Genomic DNA, 21,218 nt, shown 5'->3' with positions numbered 1-21,218 from the left:
ATTAGCCCGCGCTAAAATAGTTCCGGAACATTTTAGACGAATTGCATGTTTGAAGAGTTATGAAGATCGAAGCCGACGAATGCCGGGCTGCGCTGATGCTGATCCGGCGCACGATTGAGGAGCACTGTCCGCCTGGCGTTCTTCCCAGCGAGGAGATGGTGAATGGGCTCTATGGTCCGGAACTGCTTCACGAAGCGGAAGCGCTGGCGGCTGCCATCGTCGAAACTATCGACCAGATGCAATTGCGCGTGATGATGAAACCGCCTTCCCCCAGTATCAAACGGTAGGCCGACACAGGGAAGCCCGCCAGCGCGCGTTTCGGCCCTAGCTTTTCTCGAAAGTCGGCTTCCAGTCGCGGTTGCGCTCCCGCTGCTGGCCCTCGTAGTCAGGAATGCATGTGAAGAACACCGGCCGACGGTCGCGGCCTGCAAACTTACAATCCGAGCAGCCGAACAGCCCGACAAGATCCCAATGCATAGAACCATGATCAGGGCCCAGCCGATCGATCAACGCCTGGATGTCGAGCTTGGTCGACTTGCAGCACATGGCATGCCCGCAATTGACATAGAGGGTTTCGCGGGCGGCTAACGTGTCAGCGAGGGTCTTGGTCATCCTTTGAAGCGCTCGGTATACCATGTGATCTTGCCGCCGACTTTCATCGGTTTGTGGATCATCAAGCGCTTCGGCAAGTGTTCCGGATGCACCTCCAGTAGCGTGATCTTGATCTGGGGCTTGCACCGGCTGCAGTCGAATTTAAGCGACATCGGATCGACGCCGCCGCCGTAGACCATCATCAAATCGGCCGATCGGCAGTAGCGGACATTGCCGCAACTGCATTCCGCTTTCACAAGCATATTGTGCCGGGTCGCCTTGCCCAGCGTGTCGATCGGTTCGTGCGCCATCCCCCATAAATGAGGAATATATTCCTAGATAGTCAAGGGGGCTCTTGACTCTGGTGTTCTCATTTTGTTCACTGATGGCAGGATAGACACAGGAGGCAGATATGGACCTGCTTTTGACAGTTCCGGGCGCATCGCCCGAAGAGATTGCACGCGGCATAGCAGCGGCGCAGGCGGTGCTGGACCGGGCGGGCATCACAGCTATTGAGGCGGCTGAAGGATTGTTTGCGCTTGAAGGTTGGGACGATGCCAGTTTCCCTGACGAGGGGGAGCCAACAGAGGAAGAGGACGAAGCAGCGAGCGCCTGGATGGAAGCGTCGCGGGCAGCCTTGGACGCATGTTGCGCTGACTGGCCTGCCGAAAAGCGTCCGGTTGCCGCCGATCTGCAATTATTGGTGGACCCGGCAACACAATTGGCCGACCGGCCATCGGCCTTGGCCATGCTCCGCGCTCTGACTGCCGCGCAAGACGGCAACGGCGAATTCATGAATTCGCAAATTGGGATACTGGCGGATAGGTTGGCTGTCGATCTAGACAATCCGCGCGATCTGATTGCGGCGGTGACGGTTGCCTTTACCAGGCTAGAGCTTGCTGGATTTCATCCAGACGAGCCGATCGAGCCCAAGCGCCAAGCCGTCTATGATGCGATCGACGCCCTTGAAGCTGCGACCGAGATGCCCACATCGCATTGAGGCAATAGGGGGCAAGGCATGTGCGGCCGCTATACCAGATACTTGACCTGGTCCGAAATCCACCGGCTCTACCGCCTGACGGCGCCGGCTGAGACCGGGCGCAACGACGCCCCTCGCTACAACATCGCCCCGACTGAGGAAGTCCCGTTCGTCACCGTTGGCGAGGACGGCAATCACAAGCTCCGTGAGGGCCGCTGGTGGCTCGTGCCTTTTTGGGCGAAAGAGATGCCCAAGGCGGCTATGTTCAACGCCAGGATCGAAGGCGTCGATACCGCCCCGGCTTTCCGCGACGCGTTCAAGTCGAAGCGCTGCCTGATACCAGCCGACGGCTTCTACGAGTGGACCATCTCGCCGGCCGACGGCAAGAAAGACCCTTGGCATATCTACCAGCCCGGCCACTCCGCTTTCTCGTTTGCAGGCCTGTGGGCGTACAACTCCAATCTCGACATCACCAGTTGCACAATCATCACCGCGCCCGCGGGCGACCCGATGAACAACCTGCACGATCGGCAGCCCGTCATTCTGGACGAAGCCTACTATGACGCATGGCTGGACCCGACGACGCCAAAGGACAGTTTGAAGGACATTCTCAGTCACGACATCGACGGCCAGCTGCAGTTCAATCGGGTCGGCCGGGAGGTCAATTCGACCGTCGTCAACAAGCTGCCCAATGACCACCCCGCCTTGGTCGGGCCGATCAACCCGCTATGAGTGATGAACCGCTGAGGCTCGTGCCGCTCTCCCGAAGGGCTGCCTGATGGTTTGTGGGAACCGGCCTCGATATCCCACGTTTCTAGTAATTGAACTTCACGATAGGATTCGTGCAATGGCGGAGAATTTATCTCGCGATGATGAACGGCGCGGCACCCGAAGAGTCCTCATGTGGGGAGTCGTGATCGCCACCGTGCTTTTTGTCGTGCTGCTGGCGCTATTTGTCCTCGGAATGCGTGCGTAGGTCCTTCGACCGGGTTTGCAAGTATGTCAGTTGCAGCAAGCGTTTGCCAAGCCCTCACACTTGTTTTTCCGCGACAACAAGAAACCCGCCGCCCCATTCACGGCAGCGGCGGGCCGCCCCAGGGATCACGGGACTTGCCGGAGCGTTGGAACCCCTGCCGTTAAGAAAACTATTAGGAGCCGCTAATGTTCAGGGTCTGGGCCAGTCGAAGATCACATCGTCCTTGACGCTATTGAGAGTCGGCTTCCAGCCAGGTTGCGTTCCTAGGATTTGTACGATCTGTACCAGACCTTGTGGCCGATTCAGCACTCATATAGATTCGTGATTGTCCTCATATTGCGGGGAGGCAATGCGATGGATAGCGACACACCCGACGGCAAGGGTCATCCTTGCATCGAAGTGGTCGAAGCCTGCGGCGAATGGTTCGTCCGCGTGGTCGAGGAAGACCAGGAACTAACCCGATCATTCGAACTGGAATCGTACGCCCTCGCCTTCGCGGAAGGCCAGCGGATACGCCTGCATCTCGACAAGTTTGCCCGTCTGTAGGGCGTGACCAACCAGCGCGTGACCGGCCCAACTCGTCGGCCGGGCCCGGCTGGCATTCCCTCTGTCAAAAGGGTGTCGGGCCGCACGGCCGGGGCGGAGCGCTCGGCGGCCCGGCAAATCTGAGACCAGTCGGATCGCGCTAAATTACCACTAGCTAAGTTGATCAGTTGAGACCATAGTGCCGGCGCTGATGAATTGGCAGGCTACTGTCCACCCCCCGCCCAACTGCCTGCCACTTGCCGGCGACGCCTTCCCCGAGACGACGTCCGCCGGCTTTTCATTCCCCTATATCGCGGCGGCCATCAGTCTGCCAAGTCGCCAGCGCGATGCTGCATGGCATCGAAAATGGCCTCGAGCACGCTGCCGACTTCTTCGTTGATTTCAGCGGCGGGAATCCCTGTCTTGTCGGCTGCCCTCATCGCCTCGTCTGCAAGATCGCTGATGGCCACGGGATCGTCGGTCATGGCATTCGGGAGATGTTTCCGCCATCCATTTGTCGAGGAAGTTGATGCCGCGCGTGCTCATCGAAATATGATCCACCAGCCGGCGAAGCTGCCAGTCGCGAGCAACAAGACAGCGGCCAATATCAATACGCCCTTGCGGTTTTGCCATCTGGAGGGAGGGCTTGGCATCAGTCGTTCGGGATTTCGTCCTGCGTCCATGCTGAACCAATTTGGCCGGCGATATTAAGTTCCGCTTTGTGCTGTTTGGCTGCTCCTGTCAGCGCAAACCCTGCATGATGAATTTGTATATCGTGCCGATTTTTTCATCGATCTCTTGGCCGGGAATGCCCTGGCTCTCCGCCGCCTGCTTCGCGTCCACGGCCATGTCGATCACCAGTAGCACTGGGTCGATGATTGGATCGTCCGGTAAATGATCCGATATCCAATGGTAAAGAAAATCGTTGCCGCGCTTGCTCATTCTCCCGGAAGTCCTGCAACGAGGCATACCGCAGGTCTTCCTCGCCGCGGACGTGCTTCACACGGCCGATCAACCCCGGCTTGATCCATTGCGTCGCCGGCCGCTTCATGCTGCCCTTGGGCGCCGTCCCTGGGTGCTTCTGGACGCGCTGCCATAGCCGCTCGCGCATTTCACGGTTCAAGGTGACGAAAGCGCTGCCGACATAGCGCCCGGTCCCGCGCTCGGCCATCAGAGCGAACGCGGGCTTGCCGGCCTCGCGCTCCACGCCAAGCAGATCGTATTCGTCGATCGTGAAAGCCTTCGTTTTCAGCCAGGCCGTCGAGTTGCCGGAGCGATATTTGCTATCCTTGCGCTTGGACACCATGCCCTCAAGCCCGGCTTGGTCGACGAGATGGAAGATCGCCTTTGCATCGCCGGACAGCGCCTGGCTGAATTGGATACGGCCGCCTTCCGGGATCATCTCGGTCAGGATCTCACGACGGTCCTCCAGGGGCATGTCGCGCAGATCGTGGCCGTTCAGATGCAGCAGGTCGAAAGCAACGAAATAGAGGTCGTGCTGACGGCTGGTGATGGCCTTGCGCAAAGCCGCGAAGTCAGACAGACCCGCCTCGTTGAGAACGATAATCTCCCCGTCGATTATGGCGCTCTCGACGCCAAGCTCACGAGCCGCCTTAACGAGGTCACGGTACTTCGATCACCAATCAAGGCCGTGCCTGGTGTGGATGCGCACGCCGGCATCGTCGATGAAATCTGAGAGCGGTATCCGTCGAATTTGACTTCATGAATCCAGTCGGCGCCTTCGGGAGGTTTCTCCACCAAGGTCGGCATTAACGGCTCGATAAACGCCAGCCGCCGGCCGCCTGCCCGCTTAAGCATTCGAGCCCCACACCACGCAACCGGCGATTCAATTAGCATGCGCTAAAATGGTTCCGAAATTTTATCTAAAGTTGGACCCGCAACCAAAAATGCCCCTGTTGCGTTATCGGCGCTTCAATGATCGGGAGGTCAGGCATCATGGGCAACTTTTTACCGCTTTCGATTAAGCTGGTGGACGCGAAACCAATGACGGTTTCTTCTATATGCGAGGCTGAGGCAGCGCTCCAAGGTCAGTGGCCAAATAAGGGAGCGGCACCCTATAGGGATGCGTGCCGGTTAATCGCGGCTGCCAAAGGTGGAAGCTGCAGTCCGGCCATCGCTTTCGCGGCGTTCAAGGCCGCCGCTATCGACCAGCGCCTACTGCAACCCGCAGAGAAGAGTGATGCACTCAAAATGCTGGATGACGTGAGCAAGGACATACAGATATGAAGCTGTCGGATTTAGGTCCGACCATCCCTGGTAAGCGGCACGGCGCCGAGCCTGCGGACGAGCGCGACAAATTTCATGACCTGTCCCGTATGCGGCCAGCGGCTCGACCTGCGCGACTTCCGCCAGGTCGCTTGGCACGATCAGCCCGAACATGAGCCTTGGAGTTGGAGCTTTATGTCACCAACCGGAACGCGTAGCGGTTGCGGATGTGGTCGTTGAAATAGCGGCCCTTGGCAAAGGCGGAATTGAACGCGGCAAACGCCTCAATCGGAACGTCCAAGAACTCGTAGTGCTTACCGCTCGCTACAAACCAGACCGAGAGAACCTTGGTGTTCGGGTCATAGTCGAACTTGCGTATCGAGGTCGACGGCATGGTAGGGTCCAAAAGAGCCCGCCAGCCGAAGCCGGCGGGAGAGTCTGAAGGTGCCAGAGAGTGTGGGTCTGGCACCTTGCAAACGGTCCGACCCGGCTTTTGTTTCAGGTTTTGCTAAAATGCCCTTGGGATATCGCCAGCGCGCATCAATGCCGGCCGCTGTCCTACAGCGCTGGAGCGTCCGGCGCGTCCTGGCGCCCGCTTGTGGCCAGGCCCATGCAGTGCGAAGCCATCGCCCGGGAAAGCCCTTCCTGCTTGTCGAGCCAAGGGCCGAAATGGCCATGTGGCAGCGAGGCTTTGTTGCGCAGAAGCCAGCGGCCGATCTGCTCGAGCGACAGATGCCTGCGGGGAATTAATGCGGGTCTCGGCCGGTTTGGGGTCGGCCAGCGGTGCGAGATGGCCGGCGACATGAGGGCAAGACAGGCCCGGTTGCACCTCGGCTTGCTTTTGCGGCGGCAGCTGGTTGAACTGCCGGACCGTCATCCCGCAGCCGAGCGCCAGAACGGCCGTCACGGAAAGTTGTACGCCTCCGGCGAGGGCCGCCTTGCGCGAGCATGGCCCGGTAGCGAGGCTGCGCTCTTATGGTCGTCCTTACGAGCGTAGTTAGCAGCACAGCATGAGCCATGTGACGTTATTGACCGGGCCGGAGCGGCGTCGGCGTTGGAGTGAAGAGGATCAATGCCGGATACTGGCCGCGGCATTCGCGCCCGGGGCCACAGTGGCGGCGGTAGCGCGTCAGTATGATGTGGCGACCAGCCTGATCTATAAGTGGCGCCGCGCGGTGAGAGCCCGCGAGCCGGGTTTTGCCGAAGTTGTCGTGGTTCCCGATGAGCCTGTCGTCGCTTCGGTGCCGGCGGTGCCACCAGCGGTGATCGAGCTGGAGGTCGCCGGCAAGGTGCGGCTGCGGATTCCGCTGACCACGCCGCCGACACTGGCGGCGGCGATGGTGAAGGCGCTGGGTGTTTCATGATCCCGGTTCCGAGCCAGGTGCGGATCTGGTTGGCGGTCGGCCGGACCGATATGCGTCGCGGAATGCAAGGCCTCGCTCTGCAGGTTCAGGAGACGTTGGGCCGGGATCCGCATGCCGGCGATCTTTATGTCTTCCGCGGCCGCAGCGGCAATCTGATCAAGATTATCTGGCATGATGGGCTCGGCATGTCGCTGTATGCAAAACGGCTCGAGAAGGGCTGGTTTCTATGGCCGTCGCCGGCGGATGGTACGGTTTCCATATCACCGGCGCAGCTCGCCTACATGCTCGACGGGATCGATTGGCGCAACCCGCGTCACACGTTCCGCCCTGAGCTCGCGGGCTGAGTTTTTCTTTGAGTTTGCGCCATTTTCCGCGAGTCAGCGGACGCGTTTTATGATTCACTCCAGGGCATGGTTGCCACCGCCCAGGATGCTGTTCCGGACGATATCGGCGCGCTGAGAGCAGCGCTGACGGCGGCGCTGGCCAGAGCCGAAGACGAGGCCGCGCGCGCTGCGCTGGTCGAGGCCGAACTGGCGGTCGCCAGGGCCAAGGCATCGGATGATGCGGCGCTGATCGCACATCAGGATCTGACGATCCGGAAGCTGCAGCGGGCGCTGCATGGTCAGAGTTCTGAACGCTCAGCCCGCCTGCACGACCAGATGGAGCTCACCTTCGAGGAACTTGAGAGCACCGCGACGGAAGACGAGATCGCCGCCGAACAGGCCGCGGCCCGGACCACCGAGGTGGCGCCTTATATGCGCAAACGACCGGCGCGCCAGCCATTTCCCGAGCATCTGCCGCGCGAACGCGTGGTCGAGCCGGCGCCGACCGCTTGCCACTGCTGCGGCGGTCATCGGCTGCGCAAGCTGGGTGAGGATATCACCGAGACGCTGGAGGTGGTGCCGCGGCAATGGAAGGTGATCCAACACGTGCGGGAGAAGTTCACCTGCCGCGACTGCGAGACGATCAGCCAGGCTCCGGCGCCGTTCCACGCCACCCCGCGGGGCTGGGCCGGTCCCGGCCTGCTGGCGATGATCCTGTTCGAGAAGTTCGGACAGCATCAGCCGCTCAACCGCCAGGCTGAACGCTATGCCCGCGAAGGCGTGCCGCTCAGCCTGTCGACGCTGGCCGACCAGGTCGGCGCCGGCGCCGCGGCGCTGATGCCGCTGTTCAAGCGGCTCGAAGCCCATGTGCTGGCCGCTTCACGTCTGCACGGCGACGATACGACGGTGCCGGTCCTGGCCAAGGGCAAGACCGATACCGGTCGATTATGGACCTATGTGCGCGATGACCGACCGTTCGGCGGCGCCGATCCGCCGGCGGCAGTGTTCTACTATTCCCGCGATCGTCGAGGCGAACATCCCGCGGCGCATCTCGCCGGCTGGAGCGGCATTCTGCAGGCCGATGCCTATGGCGGTTATGGCGATCTCTATGCGACGGGCCGTCAGCCAGCGCCTGTTCTGGAAGCCAGCTGTTGGGCTCACAGCCGGCGCAAAGTGTTCGAGCTGGCCGATATCGAAGCGGCGGCGCGCAAGAAGGCGCACGGCGAGAAGCCCAACCTGGTCTATCCGCTAGCGGTTGAAGCCGTGAAGCGCATCGATGCCCTGTTCGATATCGAGCGCGCGATCAACGGCCTGTCGCCGGGCCAACGCCACGCCGTGCGCCAAGAGCCGGAGCGCGCCGCTGGTCACCGAGCTCGAGCGCTGGATGATCGAGACGCGCGACAAGCTCTCTCGCGGACACGATCTGACCAAGGCCTTCAACTACATGCTGCGCCGCTGGTCGTCCTTCACCCGGTTCCTCGACGATGGGCGGATTTGCCTGTCGAACAATGCAGCCGAGCGAGCCCTGCGCGGCATCGCTCTCGGCAGAAAGTCCTGGCTGTTCTGCGGTTCCGATCGCGGCGGACAGCGCGCTGCCGTTCTCTACAGCATGATCGTCAGCGCCAAGTTGAATGACATCGACCCGCAGGTCTGGATCGCCGACATCCTCGCCCGACTGCCCGCATATCCGGCCCATCGGATCGATGATTTGCTGCCGTGGAATTGGAGATCCGCAAAACTGCGGACCCAACCAGCGGCGGCCTGATCATGCAGCGCAATAAGGTGCATCACGTCTATACCGTCGACCGTGTCGCCAGGGACCTCGGCGTCAACGAAGCGCTCATCCAGGAACTGACCCTCGGTCTCGAGCCCGAAGACGGCGTCATCTGGGTGCACGGCGCCACCGATGACGACGGGATCTTGGCCTTCACCGATGAAGGCATCGAGGAGGTCGAACTCCTCCTCGAAGAATATCATCGCGTCTCCCCATCGAAAGCTTGACCCCAGCACCGCGGTGCTCAAGGTGCTCATGGCCACCAGATACGCACGTCTGCGGTCTTCACCGGATGGGTACGGAAAGTTCGTTCGCCGCCCTGGTGAAGTTTTCGTGGCGCGCCGCCTCGAAGGCTTTAAGGGCGTTGAGTGATGGCAGCCGGCGGGCCAATTTCACACCATGTCATGCCGCTGACAGGTGGGTTGCTGTGGCGCAAGTACGCAGGATAATCATCATGACCTCGATCTGCTGGTCGATGCTCAAGGCCGTGACGGTCCGGAGTATTGCTGCCTAGAGCTGAGACTCGATCGGAAGGTGGCGCACGAGGACCGCCAAAATACGGCGGTAAATTCCGGCTTCTGGTTCGTGGATATAATGCTGGACCCTGCCTTCGTCACGACCATGCCAGTGCAGCACATTGTTTCTCAATTCGAGCCGATAACTAGTTTCCGGTGAGATCTCTGATTGAAATTGCCGTCGCAATTCGGCGACCAGCTTCTCATCCTCAAAAAGCACACCCATTTCCGAATTCAAAGACACAGACCGTGGATCGAAATTGAAGGAGCCGACGAAACCCATCCTGTCGTCAACGCTGAAAGTCTTGGTATGCAGACTGGCGCCCTTAGAGCCGAAGACCGAGATCGCCTGTTGCCGGCTAAAGGGCTGAAGCTCGAAAAGTTTGATGCCGTTTCTGAGCAATCGCTTGCGATAATTCGCATAGGCACCGTGGACCGCGGCGACATCGGTAGCCGCCAAGGAATTGGTCAGCACCGCGACGTCCACCCCGTTGTCAACGAGATCGGACAACATCGCGGCCCCCCTTTTGCCTGGGATAAAATAGGGGGAAACGATTTCCAGGCAAATACGGGCTGACTGAATGTGGAGAAGCAGTTCCTTCATCAGCCAGCTGCGGCGCCTCCAACCGCGGACCTTCTCCGGAGGATCGGAAATCACTCGAACATGCTTTATCCAATGCACGTCGTTACTGGTCGCGATAAACTGCGCGATGGATGCTTGGTCACAGATCCCGTCTAAAAGCTTTGACTCGGGTCCCGCATCGCTTCCTTCAAATAAGTCGGCAGGCATGGTCTCAGCGGATGGGCCAAGTTCGCCAATCGGCTTGGCATCTTTGCAAGCCCAGAACTTCTCAAATATTTGGGCGGTTTGCTGCACGGCAGGACCCAGGAGCAGCACGTCGAGGTCACGGAAGTTAGTTTCTGCGGCATCAAAATAGGCATCGCCTATGTTTCGCCCACCGACGATGGCGACGTTGCCGTCGGCGATCCACGCCTTGTTATGCATCCTGCGGGTCAATGCAAAAAGCCGCAGGAGAACTTCCATACTGCGTACAATGCCTCGTGCCCTGACCCCACTCGGGTTAAAGAGCTTCAGCTCGATGTTTGGATGGCTGCCCAGCGCCAGATAAGAAGAATCGCTCTTACGCGGGTTCACGTCATCAAGAAGCATCCGCACGCGCACGCCCCGCTGAGCGGCTTGGAAAACTTCCTGAAGAAGCGAGCGCCCGGTACGGTCGTCATGCCAGAGGTAGTACATAAGGTCGAGAGTGCGAACCGAGCTTCTTGCCGCGAGAACGCGCATGGTGAAGGCATCACAATTGTCCGAGACGAGCAGCAAGCCGCTCTTGCCCGCTTTGATATTGGCGTCCGTTGTCAGCGCGATGGGAACGTCCATGAATTGGTTGCCTTTGGACGGCAACAGAAGTTGCCCTTGCTCAAAATCATAGCAAGAACCCTCGAAGGGCAATCTAGTTGCATGAGGAGCGTCTAATCCTTCGTGGAACCACGCGCCAGATTCCAAGTCCTATGTATCCGGGCTCGGCAGACTGAGCAGTATCCTGGATCATTCCGGTACGTTCTCGAATGTCGCTTCACTTGCCGGCGGGCATCGCGTCGATATGGGTAAGACCAAGTCTGGCCTCGCTTTATGCAAACGAGGCAGAAATGACATCGAAAACAAGGTCGACCACAATTAGACGCTATGGCGGACCGGTCGGCGGCTGGGGCTCAGCGAAATCTGTGGGCGCGATCATCGCGAGAGAGCACGTCCCTCTAAAAGCGCCAAGGCTGCTTTCGATCCAGAATAAGTCAGAAGGGTATATATGCGTCAGTTGTGCCTGCGCAAAACCCGCCCAATCGCATCCGCTCGAATTCTGCGAAAGCGGAGCAAAGGCGACAGCTCGGGAAATCACGTCCCGACGGGCCGACCCCGCGTTCTTCGAAAAACACACGCTAAGCGACTTGGAACGCTGGCCAGATCACGACTTGGAGGAACAGGGCCGGTTGACCCATCCTATGCGCTGGGATGCGATCAGCGACAAGTATCTTCCGGTGGCGTGGGCAGAAGGTGGTGTCGCAATCGAGATCGCTGAAATGCCCGAGCAGCGAATATTTGCATCAGCCTGCGTTGGCATTCCCGTCCGCTCATCTGAGTAAAGCTGCTGCGGTCGGAAGGTTCCGCCGCGCTCACAAATTCGCCTGCGGGGACCGATTGCATGCTTGTTGATGACGCTGGCATTGACAGGCTTCGCGACAAGCTTCTGCCTATGCGGCTCCGCAGGCCCTCGCAAGAAGGGGGTCGAGAACGACTACCGGCTCGATAGTTGGGTTGAGCTTTGAACAACTGTTAGCCGTCGCCAAAGAGTACAGTAACGGACCTGAATACAGCCCAGACATCCGCCTCGTTGCTACTTTCCTCGAATACGGAGGCTGAGCTAGCAGGAGGGAAGCGATGATAAACGGATGTTAAAAACGAAAACGCCGGCGCTCGTAGAGGCCGCCCTTCGAGGCCCGCAGCGCAAAAACGCGCTTGCTCCTATTCCAGGAAAACAGCCACATTGCCCTTCAGTCCGGCTGGCCCTGAAATCGGCATCGCGCTCTCGCGCTGTCAGCGGACCAGCTGAAAAAACTCGGATACGGCCAAACGGCGAACCGACGTTCCGAAGTTTCCTGGACGAGCCATTTAAATAGTTTTGCAAGGGAACCGCCGGCTTCTATCCGAGTTAGGAAATGCCCCTGACGGTTCATTTCAAGCAAGTCAAACAAGGAGGACACAGCGATGGCAACCACCAAGAAGGCAAGTGCGAAGACCAAGGGCCTTGAGGATCTGTTCCTCGACGGTCTCAAGGATCTCTATTACGCCGAGAAGAAAATTCTGAAGGCCTTGCCGAAGATGGCCAAGGGCGCGGATGATGGGCAGGTCACCGCAGCCTTCGAAAAGCATCTTGCCGAAACCGAAGGCCAGGTGGAGCGGCTTGAGGAGGTTTTCGAAATCCTCGGCGCGGCTGCGCGCGGAAAAACCTGCCCCGCCATCGACGGCATTATCGAGGAAGGATCCGAAATTCTCGAGGACTATAAGGGTTCGACGTCGCTTGACGCCGGGCTCGTTGGCGCCGCGCAGGCGGTCGAGCACTACGAGATCGCGCGCTACGGCACACTGATTGCGTGGGCCACCTCCCTTGGCAAGGACGATATCGTTGAACTTCTCAGCGCGACCCTCGAGGAGGAGAAGGCTACCGACAAGGCCCTGACGTCACTGGGCGAAGCCGGCGTGAACGACCGGGCGGCCGAACTGCAAGCGGCTTGAATTGAGCCGGTTTTCAATGGTCCCGGCGGGTCTGCCGGGACCATTTCTATTGCTGTATGGATGGAGTCAGAGTCTGTTTACTCCAATACGCGAGCGGCCTTCAACGGCATTGAACGCCCATCCATGCGGAAGGTTGAGCCCGGAACCATTGTGGGATGCCGACGTTTCACAAGGCTACCGCGCGTGGCCGGCAGGGGAATTACGGGTTCATGGAAAGCGCAGTTATCACGGGGGCCGGGTTTGGGCTTCCCCAAATTGATTATCAGGACTTTTTCGAAAACGGCGGCATTGGTCTGCACATCGTTGATGGAGCCGGCCTTATTCTCCATGCCAACAAAGCCGAGTTGAACCTCTTGGGCTACGAAGCCCCTGATTATATCGGTCGCGATATCGCTAGCTTTCATGCTGATGAGCATGCCATCACCGATATTCTCGCCCGCCTCGCGCGAGGTGAAGCCGTCGAACGATATCCGGCCAAACTCCGTGCACGCGATGGTTCCATCAAGCACGTGGAAGTCAGTTCCAGCGGTCGTTTCGAAAATGGTCAACTGGTGCATTCGCGCTGTTTCACCGTCGACGTGACCCGGCTCAAGTCTGCCGAATTGGCAATGAACCAAAATGAGGATCGCTTCCACCAAATCCTGGATGCATTGCCGGTCGCGGTCTACACGACCGACGCACGAGGTATCATCACCTACTGTAACAGGGCTGCGGCCGAACTTGCCGGCCGGGAACCGAAGATTGGCCAGGATCAGTGGTGTGTCACTTTCCGCCTGTTCACGGTCGATGGGGACGAATTGCCCCACGACCAATGTCCCATGGCAATCACGCTCAAGGAAAATCGTCCGGTCCGTAATGTCGAGGCCATAGCGCAGCGTCCCGATGGGAGTTTTTTTCCGTTCTTGCCATTTCCGACTCCACTTAGGGACGACCACGGCAATTTGGTCGGCGCCGTCAATATGCTGTTGGACCTGACCGACCGCAAAAGAGGCGAGGATGCCGTCCAACACCTTTCAGCAATCGTCGAATCGTCCTTCGATGCGATTGTGAGCAAGGATTTGGACGGGTTCATCAAGAGCTGGAACAAGGGCGCCGAGCGGCTGTTCGGCTATACCCCCGCCGAAGCCGTGGGACGGCATGTCACCATGCTGATCCCGCCTGACCACCATGATGAAGAGCCGCGGATCCTCGAGCGTCTCCGGTGCGGCGAACGGGTCGAGAGCTACGAGACAATCCGCCAACGCAAAAATGGGACACAGGTGCCAGTCTCGCTCACCATTTCGCCGGTCCGCAACGCCACCGGCCGCATTGTCGGTGCTTCAAAGATTGCCCGCGACATAACCGCAACCAAGGAGAACGAACGCCGCATCCGCATGCTGATGCGCGAAGTCAATCACCGCGTGAAGAACCAATACTCGGTGATCCTTTCAATGATTCGCGAGACCAACAAGCGTTCGGAAAGCTCCGACGTGTTCGAAAAACAGGTGCGGGAGCGCATCATGGCGCTGTCGAGGTCGCACGATCTGTTGATATCGGCTGACTGGAAAGGCGCCACAATCTCCGATCTGCTCTTGGCCCAAGCCAAACCCTTTGGTCGGGAAGACGCGATCACCATGGCAGGTCCTCCCGTCACGCTCACTCCCCATGCCGTCCAATATCTCGGAATCGCATTCCATGAACTGTGCACAAACTCCGCCAAATACGGAGTATTGTCCGGCCACCGAGGCATCATTGCCGTCACGTGGGGCGTTGCTGGTGGGCAAGGCAGTCAGACATTCAAACTGACCTGGGCGGAGCAGGACGGCCCTGGGATCAAGTCGATCGGGAGTAATGGCTTTGGGAGCGTGGTGCTCAATCGCGTTACTGCGCAGGCATTAAGTGGGATCGCAGAGCTGACCTACGGTGCCAACGATGTGCACTGGAAGCTCGAGGCGCCGGCATCTTTCGTCGAGGCTTCGCTGTTCGACGACGAGCGCGGCACTGAACATTATTCGACGGATAATGCGGCTCTTTAGGCTGAAGAGGCTGTCAATCGCGTTTGCGCCAGCCTTCAGTACCCTCGGCCTCGGAATTTTGTGTCGGCTGGTTCGGCAACACGCGCGGTTTGACGCTCGTCACGCCATCGTTTTTGCGACCGTGGTCGCTACGCACATATTGCCCTTGAGCGTCCTTCTCGACTTTGCGGCCGGTGTCCTTCGCTTTCGCCATTGGCGCATCCTGCTGCCAGTCCGTCGTTTGGTCGGAAATCCATACAAAGCCGAAGATTCAACCGCCACCCTTTTGAAGAAGCCGGGCCTCGCGCAAGATCGACGCCCTGTCCGTCCCGACCAATGAAACGATCTCACGGATTTGACTCTCGGTCACTCCGCACTCGCGCGCCAGCGCCCGCACGGCTTGCGGGGTTATGACCGGGCGCCTGGTTTCTTCGTCAGCCACGACTCATTCCTTTCAGTTCGAAAGGGTACGCTCCAGCTCATCCGGCAGGCCGTGGCCTGCCGGATAAATCTCTCCTATAGCTTGACGCTCGCCTCTCGCGCCCACAGCCGAAGTTTGCGGCACGCCTCTATGTACGTTCCGGCAGCGTCCCCATCCGTCAAAGGAATGACGCCTTCATCGGCGACCGGATCGACGCCCGCCTTGGCCAGAAGAGGAACCGCCCCGGGCGTGAACCCGATGAACTTGCAATGGGCGAAGGCATCCGCCACGAAATCCCGGGCTGCCGCCTCTCCCGTGAACAGTTCCGCACCTTCTTCGGTGAGCAGGAGAGCCACTGCGTCAAACAGCACGGACGAGCCGCCGTCGATCATATGCTTCGCAGTAATCTTGGTGCCGTCATCAGCCTGCACACCGCCCACCTTCAGGGCAATGACTTCCATGGTCGCCCCTTCATCTTCGATCGCCGCCTGCAAGGCTTTGAACAGAGCGGCGTCGGCTCCATTGCTGACCAGTACACCGACCTTGCGGCCCTCGAAACTGTCGGGGCCGTTCTCGATGATGCTTAAGGCCGGCGATGGCTCCAGATCCTTTCTCGGTGCCACCGTTGCGTCCGCCGGCTTCGGCAAATCGGTAATGTTGAGCTTGTCGGCGACTGTCGCGGCCAACCCTTCGTCGATGTTCAACAAGTGCGCGATCATTCGCTCCCGGATGGCCGGGGTTTCCACCTTGCTGAGCTCAAAGGTCAGCGCTTGGGCGATGTGGCGCTGCTCGGGAGGCGTCTGGCTGTTGAAGAACTGGCCAGCCTGGCTGTAGTGGTCAGAGAAGCTCTCTGGGCGCAGCCGTACTTTTTGCCCCTCCTCGCCATCAGCGAAGGAGCGAAAGCCGCGCTCGGGGGATTCGCGCGGTCCAGCACCGAACGAATTCGGCTGGTAGTTCGTCCGTCCGATCGGGTTGCGCATCGCCATATGGCCATCCTGCTGGAAATGATGGAACGGGCATTTCGGCGCATTGATCGGCAGATGGGTAAAATTGGGACTGCCGAGGCGTTTCAGCTGGGTGTCGAGGTAGGAGAAGTTGCGGCCCTGCAGGAGCGGGTCGTTGCTGAAGTCGATGCCCGGCGGGACATTCTGGGTCATGAACGCGACCTGTTCGGTCTCGGCGAAGAAGTTATCCGGCATGCGGTCGAGGACAAGTCGGCCAACGGGTATCGGCGGCAGGACCTCTTCCGGGATGATTTTGGTAGGGTCGAGGATGTCGAAATCGAAGCTGTCGGCAAATTCCTGGTCGAAAAGTTGCAGACAGAGTTCCCATTCCGGGAATTGGCCGGCTTGAATGGCGTTCCAGAGATCCCTGCGGTGAAAGTCCGGATCGGCGCCATTGATCTTGACCGCCTCATTCCAGACGACCGATTGCATGCCGAGCTTGGGCTTCCAGATGAATTTCACGAACGTGGATTCGTCGGCCGCGTTGACCAGGCGGAAGGTGTGGACTCCGAAACCCTGCATGAAACGGAACGACCGCGGAATCGCTCGATCAGACATCACCCACATGATCATGTGCATGGATTCCGGCGTCAGGCTGATGAAATCCCAAAAGGTGTCGTGCGCCGACTGGGCCTGTGGAAAATCCCGATCGGGCTCCGGCTTTACCGAATGGATCACGTCGGGAAACTTGATGGCATCCTGGATGAAGAACACCGGAATATTGTTTCCGACAATGTCCCAGTTGCCCTCCTTCGTATACAGCTTCACCGCGAAACCGCGTACATCGCGGGCGAGGTCGAACGAGCCTTTGCTGCCTGCCACCGTCGAGAAGCGAACAAACGCCGGGGTTTTTTCGCCAGCACGTCGGAAAATGTCGGCACGGGTGTATTTGGCGAGGGAGTCGTAAGTCTCGAAGAAGCCGTGGGCGCCATAACCCCGGGCATGCACGACCCTCTCGGGAATGCGCTCGTGGTCGAAATGGAAGATCTTTTCGCGGAAGTGGAAATCCTCGATGAGAGTTGGACCACGTGCTCCGATCTTGAGCGTATTCTGATCGTCGGCGACCGGGCCTCCCTGGGCCGTCGTCAAAATGTGTGTGTTACCTTCTGCAATTTGGTGCAGCTCTCCACCCTGCCCTCGAACAAGGGCTTGGTCGTGGATCGTCGCGGCATTGGGATTGGGGGGAGCTGCCTTACGCGCCATGCGGTCCTCCTTTGGGCTTGCTCTGCGATGAACTGCTGGAGCAACCTGCGGCAAGGCTCCAGGTTCCATGGAACCGGGCTTCCAAGCCAATTTCTTCGACGATGGTTTTAGGCGCACTGTGCGGACCCGACCGCAGGGCCCAGGTGAGACGAACGGCGGAGTTCTTGGGAGTAAACAAAATCAACGCGAAGGGAATCGTGGGCAGTGTCGTGGACTGGCTCCGACGCCGAGATCGCGCGGAAGCTGGCGGTGTAGATCGTGGGAGATTTCAAAAGACACCCGCCTGATGTCTAAGACGCTAAGCAGCGCATGCTGTCCGTTCTCGCAGCGGCCGGCGTCGAGTTTATTCCGGAGAATGCCGGTGGTGCCGGCGTGACACTGAGGAACCCTCGACGCTAAGCGGGATTTTGCGCTTGAGTTTCCATCTCTCGGCGATAGCACTCCATGCGGATGCGTGTGACTACGTGAGGGCATATTTGACCAGCCGGCAAGGTCAGTGTTAGCTGGTCAGGCCAGCGGCCGTCCGCTGATAGCCCCTAACGCTTCGGCGCCTCGTCATAGAAGAAACCGATGATTTCGGCCCAGCGCCTTTTCGCTGCCGGCGCGACGAGGGCGCACACGATTTGTAAGTACATTAGCATAAGCGCATATTAGGCCTGCAAGAGCGGCCTGCGACGACGTAAGGATGAGTGCACGCACGCCGATGACAGACAACACCCGGCAATTGCTCACCCTCGCCGTCTTCATTTGCAATGGTGTTTCGCTGACTGGCCCGGCGATCGGGCTAAATGTCGGTGTTGTCGCGGTGTTCCCCGTCAAGCTATTCGGCTTCGCTTGTGATGTGGGCTACATCGCCGCAGGCAAGGAAGCGAATCTGCTATTGAAGCAATGGTTTCGCATGATGTTCGGGATTGCCGTCCTTGTGACAGCCGGGGCGGCGATACTGATCCTCGGCAATTACGCTGCGTTCATAACCGATTGAGCCTGCGGTTGAGTAGCAACGGGTCGTGCCGGAGGTACTCTTCGCTGCGGCTGTGCCTCAGAACGGCCAGTCGGCCCGGTCTAAACCCAATCCGTTGCCGCCATTTTTGTCATTTGGCGCCGGCCCGTTTTGTCATTTGGCGCCGGCCCGGGGTACCCCGACACGCGACTCGTATCTGCCCATTGCCCCTCTTGCGAAGACGTTGGCAGGAGTAAGCGTTTCTCGAAAGCTCTGGAGCCCGGTCGATCTGCATTGCTGCTGATAGATCGAGCTCCTTTAAAATTAGTGCTGACCAAGTACGCTTAGCACCCTTCGGTCGTAGTCTTCATCTGGCCAGGGGCAGCTGTTTTGGCGTCAGTGTCCTGCTGTCCGGGAGCCGCTTGTTTCGCGCTGCCGGTCTGTTGACCAGGAGCGCAGTCCTTCGCCGAGTTTGGATTGGTCCCGCTCGTTGTGGTAGAGTCTGTTGCCGGATCACTGGTACTTGGCACCGTTGTAGTGGTCGTCGTTGTCGCTGACGATCCGCTGGTTGTGGCGCTCGACTGAGCGAAGGCAAGGCCGGTAGATAACGCCATTATGACTGATGCGAAAAGAAGCCGTTTCATTCTCATCTCCTGTTTCAGGCGACAATGTCCCTTCGGTTTCATAACCGGGAAACTGGCAGAGGGTTCCTCAAATTAGGAATGGCTCGGGGCCAAAGTCGGCGCGGGCGAACTGGGCCCTCGGTAAGTTATCGTTCCAAGAAATCTCTTTCCGAGTTGCGGCCCCATGGCGAATAGGCAAGCAAAAGCGACGTCACCATCATATTCAGCAATGCCTTAGCGCTTATGTCTTCCCCAGCACTTGGAGCTACGGGGGAGAGGTAAACCCGGAAACTGAGGTAGACAGGGGACGGGCCTGCGCGCCTCAATGGCGGCGGCGGCTTCTTATTTTCAAGCCAGCCCATGAACGCCAAAGCGTGCGACCGCCGACATCTTCAATGCTCTGCAGCGCGGGGTTAAACGTCGAGCAAAACCGATCCTTGCGGGCGGCTGCAACATGCCAGGACATAGCCGGCCGACTTCTCTTCAGCGTTCAGTCCGCCTAGGTCGTCCATGACAACTTCGCCGGATAGTTTGGCTATCCGGCACGTCCCGCAAACGCCCTGCTGGCAGGCAGTTGGAATGTAAATGCCACAGTTCCGTGCCGCTTCCAGCAGGGTCTCTCCGGACGTGCAGTGATGCTCCACACCCGAGCGGGAGAAACGGACCGAAGACCGAACCGCCGAACCCAATTCCGGACGCGAACTGCTGCTGCCTCCGAAGCTTTCCTCGTGATACTGTGCCGGTGCCAAGCCAATTGCGTCAAGGCAGGCGCGTGCCGTCTTCATGTACCCTTCGGGCCCACAGGCAAAAACGGTGCGCTTGTGGAGATCGGGAACCAGGTTCAGCAGCATCCGACCATCAATTCGACCGGTTGAGCCCGTCCAAGCGGGACCTCCCTGACTGCAAACCAAAGTCACGTGCACGTTAGCAAAGCGAGCGGCAAGTGCGTCCAGTTCCGATCGGAAGATGATGTCGCCTGGCGTTTTCGCACTGTAAATGAAGTGGATCTGCCTGTCGTCTGCGCGGTCGGTAAGCGCACGTAGCATGGACATGGTCGGCGTCACGCCGCTGCCGCCCGAAAGGAAAACGGGCTTCTGAGACGGCAACTCATCAAGATTGAACGAGCCGAACGGCCCTTCGATCTCGATCTTACTGCCCGGCCTCAAATTGTCATGGAGCCAGTTGGAAGCAAGCCCACCCGGCGTTCGTTTCACCGTGATCTGAAGATCAAGCGGTCGCGTCGGCGGTGATGATACAGAGTAGGAGCGCGTCATCGCGGTACCGTTAATTCTGAGATGCACGAGGACATATTGGCCGGCGCTGAAGCAGAACATCCGATCCGCGGCAGATGTGAGAACGAATGTTTTCACATCGTGCGTCTCGTCGATTACGTGACGGCAGAGAACAACATTTCGCGTCTTTTCTGCCCATTGCCGCTGACGCAAGGTGGGCACAACATCGGAGGTTTGGACGGAAGCGTGTGCGTTCATTGTTCGGCTCGGCTTTGAGGTCGAGCGAACATGCCAGTTCTTAGCCCGTAAAACAGCAACATTAACCCAACGTTATGATCGGCAATTTCGATTAAACTTCGAGCGACATAACGGCGAGATGGAGAGCTCGGATGCCTTTGCGAATGATCAGTTCGTGTTTGCGACGTGCCAGTATCGCCGTGTGGACTGGCTGATGCAGCGTCGGCGCTCCTTCGACGAGGAACGATGGAAGCTCAGCGGTAAACCGGCGCGCATCGTCGCTTCGCATGTAACAAGTGCCGCCCGTTCGCCGGAGCATGATCTCCGCCAGCGTTTCCGATCCGGTCGAAAGTCGACAGATCGCCAATTGAGCCAGCAGCTCTGCGTGCGTTTTCTCCAGTAGAACGGTGTAGCCTGGGCGGATGTAGGTGTCAGGATCAACGTCCGAGAGCGTTCTGGCCGCAGTCGAAACCATTACATATTCCTCGACCATCAGGTGCTCGTAGGCGATCTCAGGCAAGTAGCGAGGGGCATAAAGCACCGCGATATCCAGATTTCCCATACTCAGATCGCTGACCATCTGGTTCGAGTAATCCGACTCGATATGGATTGAGGACTTCGGAAGTGCTTGACACAGTGTTTCAACCCAACCGGGCAGGACTGAGCGGGTCATGCCCACTTGGGCGGCAACGCGCAAGGTGCCTTCGAAACGGTTGAACGCGCGTACATCGTGGCGAGCTTGCGACCAGGTCGAGAGCAGAGACCTGGCGTAAGCTTCGAACCGGCGTCCTGCGGCTGTCGGCTCTGCTCCGGCGCGTCCACGCTGGAACAGTTCGGACCCGATTGCGCTCTCCAGGTTCTTGATCCGGGTGCTGATCGTCGATTGGGTCAAGCCCAACCGATCCGCGGTCCGATTGAAATTTCTCGACTCGATAATGTCGAGAAAGGTTTCGATGTGATCAAGCTGCATTGAACCTCCGATCG

Annotated in this window: 22 protein-coding genes and 3 pseudogenes; 14 read left to right on the top strand and 11 right to left on the bottom strand. The window is 59.0% G+C overall.

Going from position 1 to position 21,218, the window contains the following annotated elements; genetic code table 11:
- The first annotated feature begins 59 nt into the window (after positions 1 to 59).
- Positions 60 to 287 (top strand): hypothetical protein, encoded by a 228-nt coding sequence (locus NKJ06_RS02600; RefSeq protein WP_352808946.1) that lies wholly within the window; start codon positions 60 to 62, stop codon positions 285 to 287.
- A 37-nt stretch (positions 288 to 324) separates the two neighbouring features.
- Here the strand turns inward: NKJ06_RS02600 and NKJ06_RS02595 are convergent, their stop codons facing one another.
- Both NKJ06_RS02595 and NKJ06_RS02590 read right to left on the bottom strand, forming a co-directional pair.
- A complete protein-coding gene (locus tag NKJ06_RS02595; protein WP_352808944.1) occupies positions 325 to 612 on the bottom strand; it encodes a hypothetical protein in 288 nt (95 codons plus the stop codon).
- Positions 609 to 794 carry a hypothetical protein gene (locus tag NKJ06_RS02590; protein ID WP_352808941.1) on the bottom strand — a complete coding sequence of 62 codons (186 nt, stop codon included), beginning with the start codon at positions 792 to 794 and terminating at the stop codon, positions 609 to 611. The genes NKJ06_RS02595 and NKJ06_RS02590 overlap by 4 nt, the downstream gene beginning before the upstream one ends.
- A gap of 209 nt (positions 795 to 1,003) precedes the next feature.
- On the opposite strand from NKJ06_RS02590, the gene NKJ06_RS02585 reads away from it, so the two are divergent.
- The 4 genes from NKJ06_RS02585 (at position 1,004) to NKJ06_RS02570 (ending at position 3,092) form a co-directional block, all read left to right on the top strand.
- Positions 1,004 to 1,591, top strand: a complete 588-nt coding sequence (locus NKJ06_RS02585) for a hypothetical protein (RefSeq protein ID WP_352808939.1) — start codon at positions 1,004 to 1,006, stop codon at positions 1,589 to 1,591.
- Between the two features lie 18 nt (positions 1,592 to 1,609).
- The gene (locus tag NKJ06_RS02580; protein ID WP_352808937.1) at positions 1,610 to 2,302 is read left to right on the top strand and encodes an SOS response-associated peptidase; all 693 of its coding nucleotides are present in this window, start codon (positions 1,610 to 1,612) and stop codon (positions 2,300 to 2,302) included.
- A gap of 115 nt (positions 2,303 to 2,417) precedes the next feature.
- Complete coding sequence (locus tag NKJ06_RS02575; RefSeq protein ID WP_352808934.1) at positions 2,418 to 2,546, top strand: hypothetical protein; 129 nt, start codon at positions 2,418 to 2,420, stop codon at positions 2,544 to 2,546.
- A 354-nt stretch (positions 2,547 to 2,900) separates the two neighbouring features.
- Positions 2,901 to 3,092, top strand: a complete 192-nt coding sequence (locus NKJ06_RS02570) for a hypothetical protein (protein ID WP_352808932.1) — start codon at positions 2,901 to 2,903, stop codon at positions 3,090 to 3,092.
- Positions 3,093 to 3,394: 302 nt separating this feature from the next.
- Here NKJ06_RS02570 and NKJ06_RS02565 read toward each other — a convergent pair whose 3' ends face one another.
- Both NKJ06_RS02565 and NKJ06_RS02560 read right to left on the bottom strand, forming a co-directional pair.
- A complete protein-coding gene (locus NKJ06_RS02565; RefSeq protein ID WP_352808930.1) occupies positions 3,395 to 3,556 on the bottom strand; it encodes a hypothetical protein in 162 nt (53 codons plus the stop codon).
- 458 nt (positions 3,557 to 4,014) lie between these two features.
- Positions 4,015 to 4,889 (bottom strand): annotated as a pseudogene (locus NKJ06_RS02560) (ATP-dependent DNA ligase); the annotation flags it as partial.
- 138 nt (positions 4,890 to 5,027) lie between these two features.
- Here NKJ06_RS02560 and NKJ06_RS02555 point away from each other — a divergent pair.
- Positions 5,028 to 5,318 carry a DUF982 domain-containing protein gene (locus NKJ06_RS02555; RefSeq protein WP_352808927.1) on the top strand — a complete coding sequence of 97 codons (291 nt, stop codon included), beginning with the start codon at positions 5,028 to 5,030 and terminating at the stop codon, positions 5,316 to 5,318.
- A 172-nt stretch (positions 5,319 to 5,490) separates the two neighbouring features.
- On the opposite strand, the gene NKJ06_RS02550 is transcribed toward NKJ06_RS02555, so the two are convergent.
- On the bottom strand, positions 5,491 to 5,691 hold the full coding sequence (locus NKJ06_RS02550; RefSeq protein ID WP_352808924.1) for a KTSC domain-containing protein: 201 nt from the start codon (positions 5,689 to 5,691) through the stop codon (positions 5,491 to 5,493).
- 616 nt (positions 5,692 to 6,307) lie between these two features.
- Here NKJ06_RS02550 and tnpA point away from each other — a divergent pair.
- From tnpA to NKJ06_RS02530, 4 genes are all read left to right on the top strand, one after another.
- Positions 6,308 to 6,661, top strand: a complete 354-nt coding sequence (gene tnpA, locus NKJ06_RS02545) for an IS66-like element accessory protein TnpA (protein ID WP_352808921.1) — start codon at positions 6,308 to 6,310, stop codon at positions 6,659 to 6,661.
- Between the two features lie 29 nt (positions 6,662 to 6,690).
- The gene (tnpB, locus tag NKJ06_RS02540) at positions 6,691 to 7,005 is read left to right on the top strand and encodes an IS66 family insertion sequence element accessory protein TnpB (protein WP_352808919.1); all 315 of its coding nucleotides are present in this window, start codon (positions 6,691 to 6,693) and stop codon (positions 7,003 to 7,005) included.
- A gap of 66 nt (positions 7,006 to 7,071) precedes the next feature.
- A protein-coding gene (gene tnpC, locus NKJ06_RS02535) for an IS66 family transposase (protein WP_352808917.1) occupies positions 7,072 to 8,749 on the top strand; the annotation gives its coding sequence in 2 pieces (ribosomal slippage) (positions 7,072 to 8,331 and positions 8,333 to 8,749; 1,677 coding nt in all).
- Positions 8,750 to 8,751: 2 nt separating this feature from the next.
- A complete protein-coding gene (locus NKJ06_RS02530; protein ID WP_352684118.1) occupies positions 8,752 to 8,985 on the top strand; it encodes a hypothetical protein in 234 nt (77 codons plus the stop codon).
- Positions 8,986 to 9,055: 70 nt separating this feature from the next.
- On the opposite strand, the pseudogene NKJ06_RS02525 reads toward NKJ06_RS02530, so the two are convergent.
- A pseudogene (locus NKJ06_RS02525) lies at positions 9,056 to 9,148 on the bottom strand (transcriptional regulator); the annotation flags it as partial.
- A gap of 120 nt (positions 9,149 to 9,268) precedes the next feature.
- The gene (locus tag NKJ06_RS02520) at positions 9,269 to 10,669 is read right to left on the bottom strand and encodes a phospholipase D family protein (protein WP_352808914.1); all 1,401 of its coding nucleotides are present in this window, start codon (positions 10,667 to 10,669) and stop codon (positions 9,269 to 9,271) included.
- 269 nt (positions 10,670 to 10,938) lie between these two features.
- Here NKJ06_RS02520 and NKJ06_RS02515 point away from each other — a divergent pair.
- The 3 genes and pseudogenes from NKJ06_RS02515 to NKJ06_RS02505 form a co-directional block, all read left to right on the top strand.
- Positions 10,939 to 11,337: pseudogene (locus NKJ06_RS02515) on the top strand (FdhF/YdeP family oxidoreductase); the annotation flags it as partial.
- Between the two features lie 715 nt (positions 11,338 to 12,052).
- The gene (locus NKJ06_RS02510) at positions 12,053 to 12,580 is read left to right on the top strand and encodes a YciE/YciF ferroxidase family protein (RefSeq protein ID WP_352627408.1); all 528 of its coding nucleotides are present in this window, start codon (positions 12,053 to 12,055) and stop codon (positions 12,578 to 12,580) included.
- Between the two features lie 209 nt (positions 12,581 to 12,789).
- Positions 12,790 to 14,595 (top strand): PAS domain S-box protein, encoded by a 1,806-nt coding sequence (locus tag NKJ06_RS02505; RefSeq protein WP_352808908.1) that lies wholly within the window; start codon positions 12,790 to 12,792, stop codon positions 14,593 to 14,595.
- Between the two features lie 13 nt (positions 14,596 to 14,608).
- Here the strand turns inward: NKJ06_RS02505 and NKJ06_RS02500 are convergent, their stop codons facing one another.
- Both NKJ06_RS02500 and katE read right to left on the bottom strand, forming a co-directional pair.
- Positions 14,609 to 14,788 carry a hypothetical protein gene (locus NKJ06_RS02500; protein WP_352808905.1) on the bottom strand — a complete coding sequence of 60 codons (180 nt, stop codon included), beginning with the start codon at positions 14,786 to 14,788 and terminating at the stop codon, positions 14,609 to 14,611.
- A gap of 302 nt (positions 14,789 to 15,090) precedes the next feature.
- Complete coding sequence (gene katE, locus NKJ06_RS02495) at positions 15,091 to 17,202, bottom strand: catalase (protein WP_352808902.1); 2,112 nt, start codon at positions 17,200 to 17,202, stop codon at positions 15,091 to 15,093.
- Between the two features lie 685 nt (positions 17,203 to 17,887).
- Between katE and NKJ06_RS02490 the strand changes: the two genes are divergently transcribed.
- Positions 17,888 to 18,184: a hypothetical protein gene (locus NKJ06_RS02490; RefSeq protein ID WP_352808899.1), complete on the top strand. Its 297-nt coding sequence runs from the start codon at positions 17,888 to 17,890 to the stop codon at positions 18,182 to 18,184.
- A 994-nt stretch (positions 18,185 to 19,178) separates the two neighbouring features.
- Here the strand turns inward: NKJ06_RS02490 and NKJ06_RS02485 are convergent.
- Both NKJ06_RS02485 and NKJ06_RS02480 read right to left on the bottom strand, forming a co-directional pair.
- The gene (locus tag NKJ06_RS02485; protein ID WP_352808897.1) at positions 19,179 to 20,255 is read right to left on the bottom strand and encodes an FAD-binding oxidoreductase; all 1,077 of its coding nucleotides are present in this window, start codon (positions 20,253 to 20,255) and stop codon (positions 19,179 to 19,181) included.
- A gap of 91 nt (positions 20,256 to 20,346) precedes the next feature.
- Positions 20,347 to 21,204 (bottom strand): LysR family transcriptional regulator, encoded by an 858-nt coding sequence (locus NKJ06_RS02480; protein WP_352627398.1) that lies wholly within the window; start codon positions 21,202 to 21,204, stop codon positions 20,347 to 20,349.
- Positions 21,205 to 21,218 lie beyond the last annotated feature (14 nt).

The organism is Mesorhizobium sp. M0293, from assembly GCF_040321735.1.
Lineage (GTDB): Bacteria > Pseudomonadota > Alphaproteobacteria > Rhizobiales > Rhizobiaceae > Mesorhizobium.
Note: the sequence above shows the minus strand (reverse complement) of the source record. Positions and strands in the feature narration are given on the sequence as shown.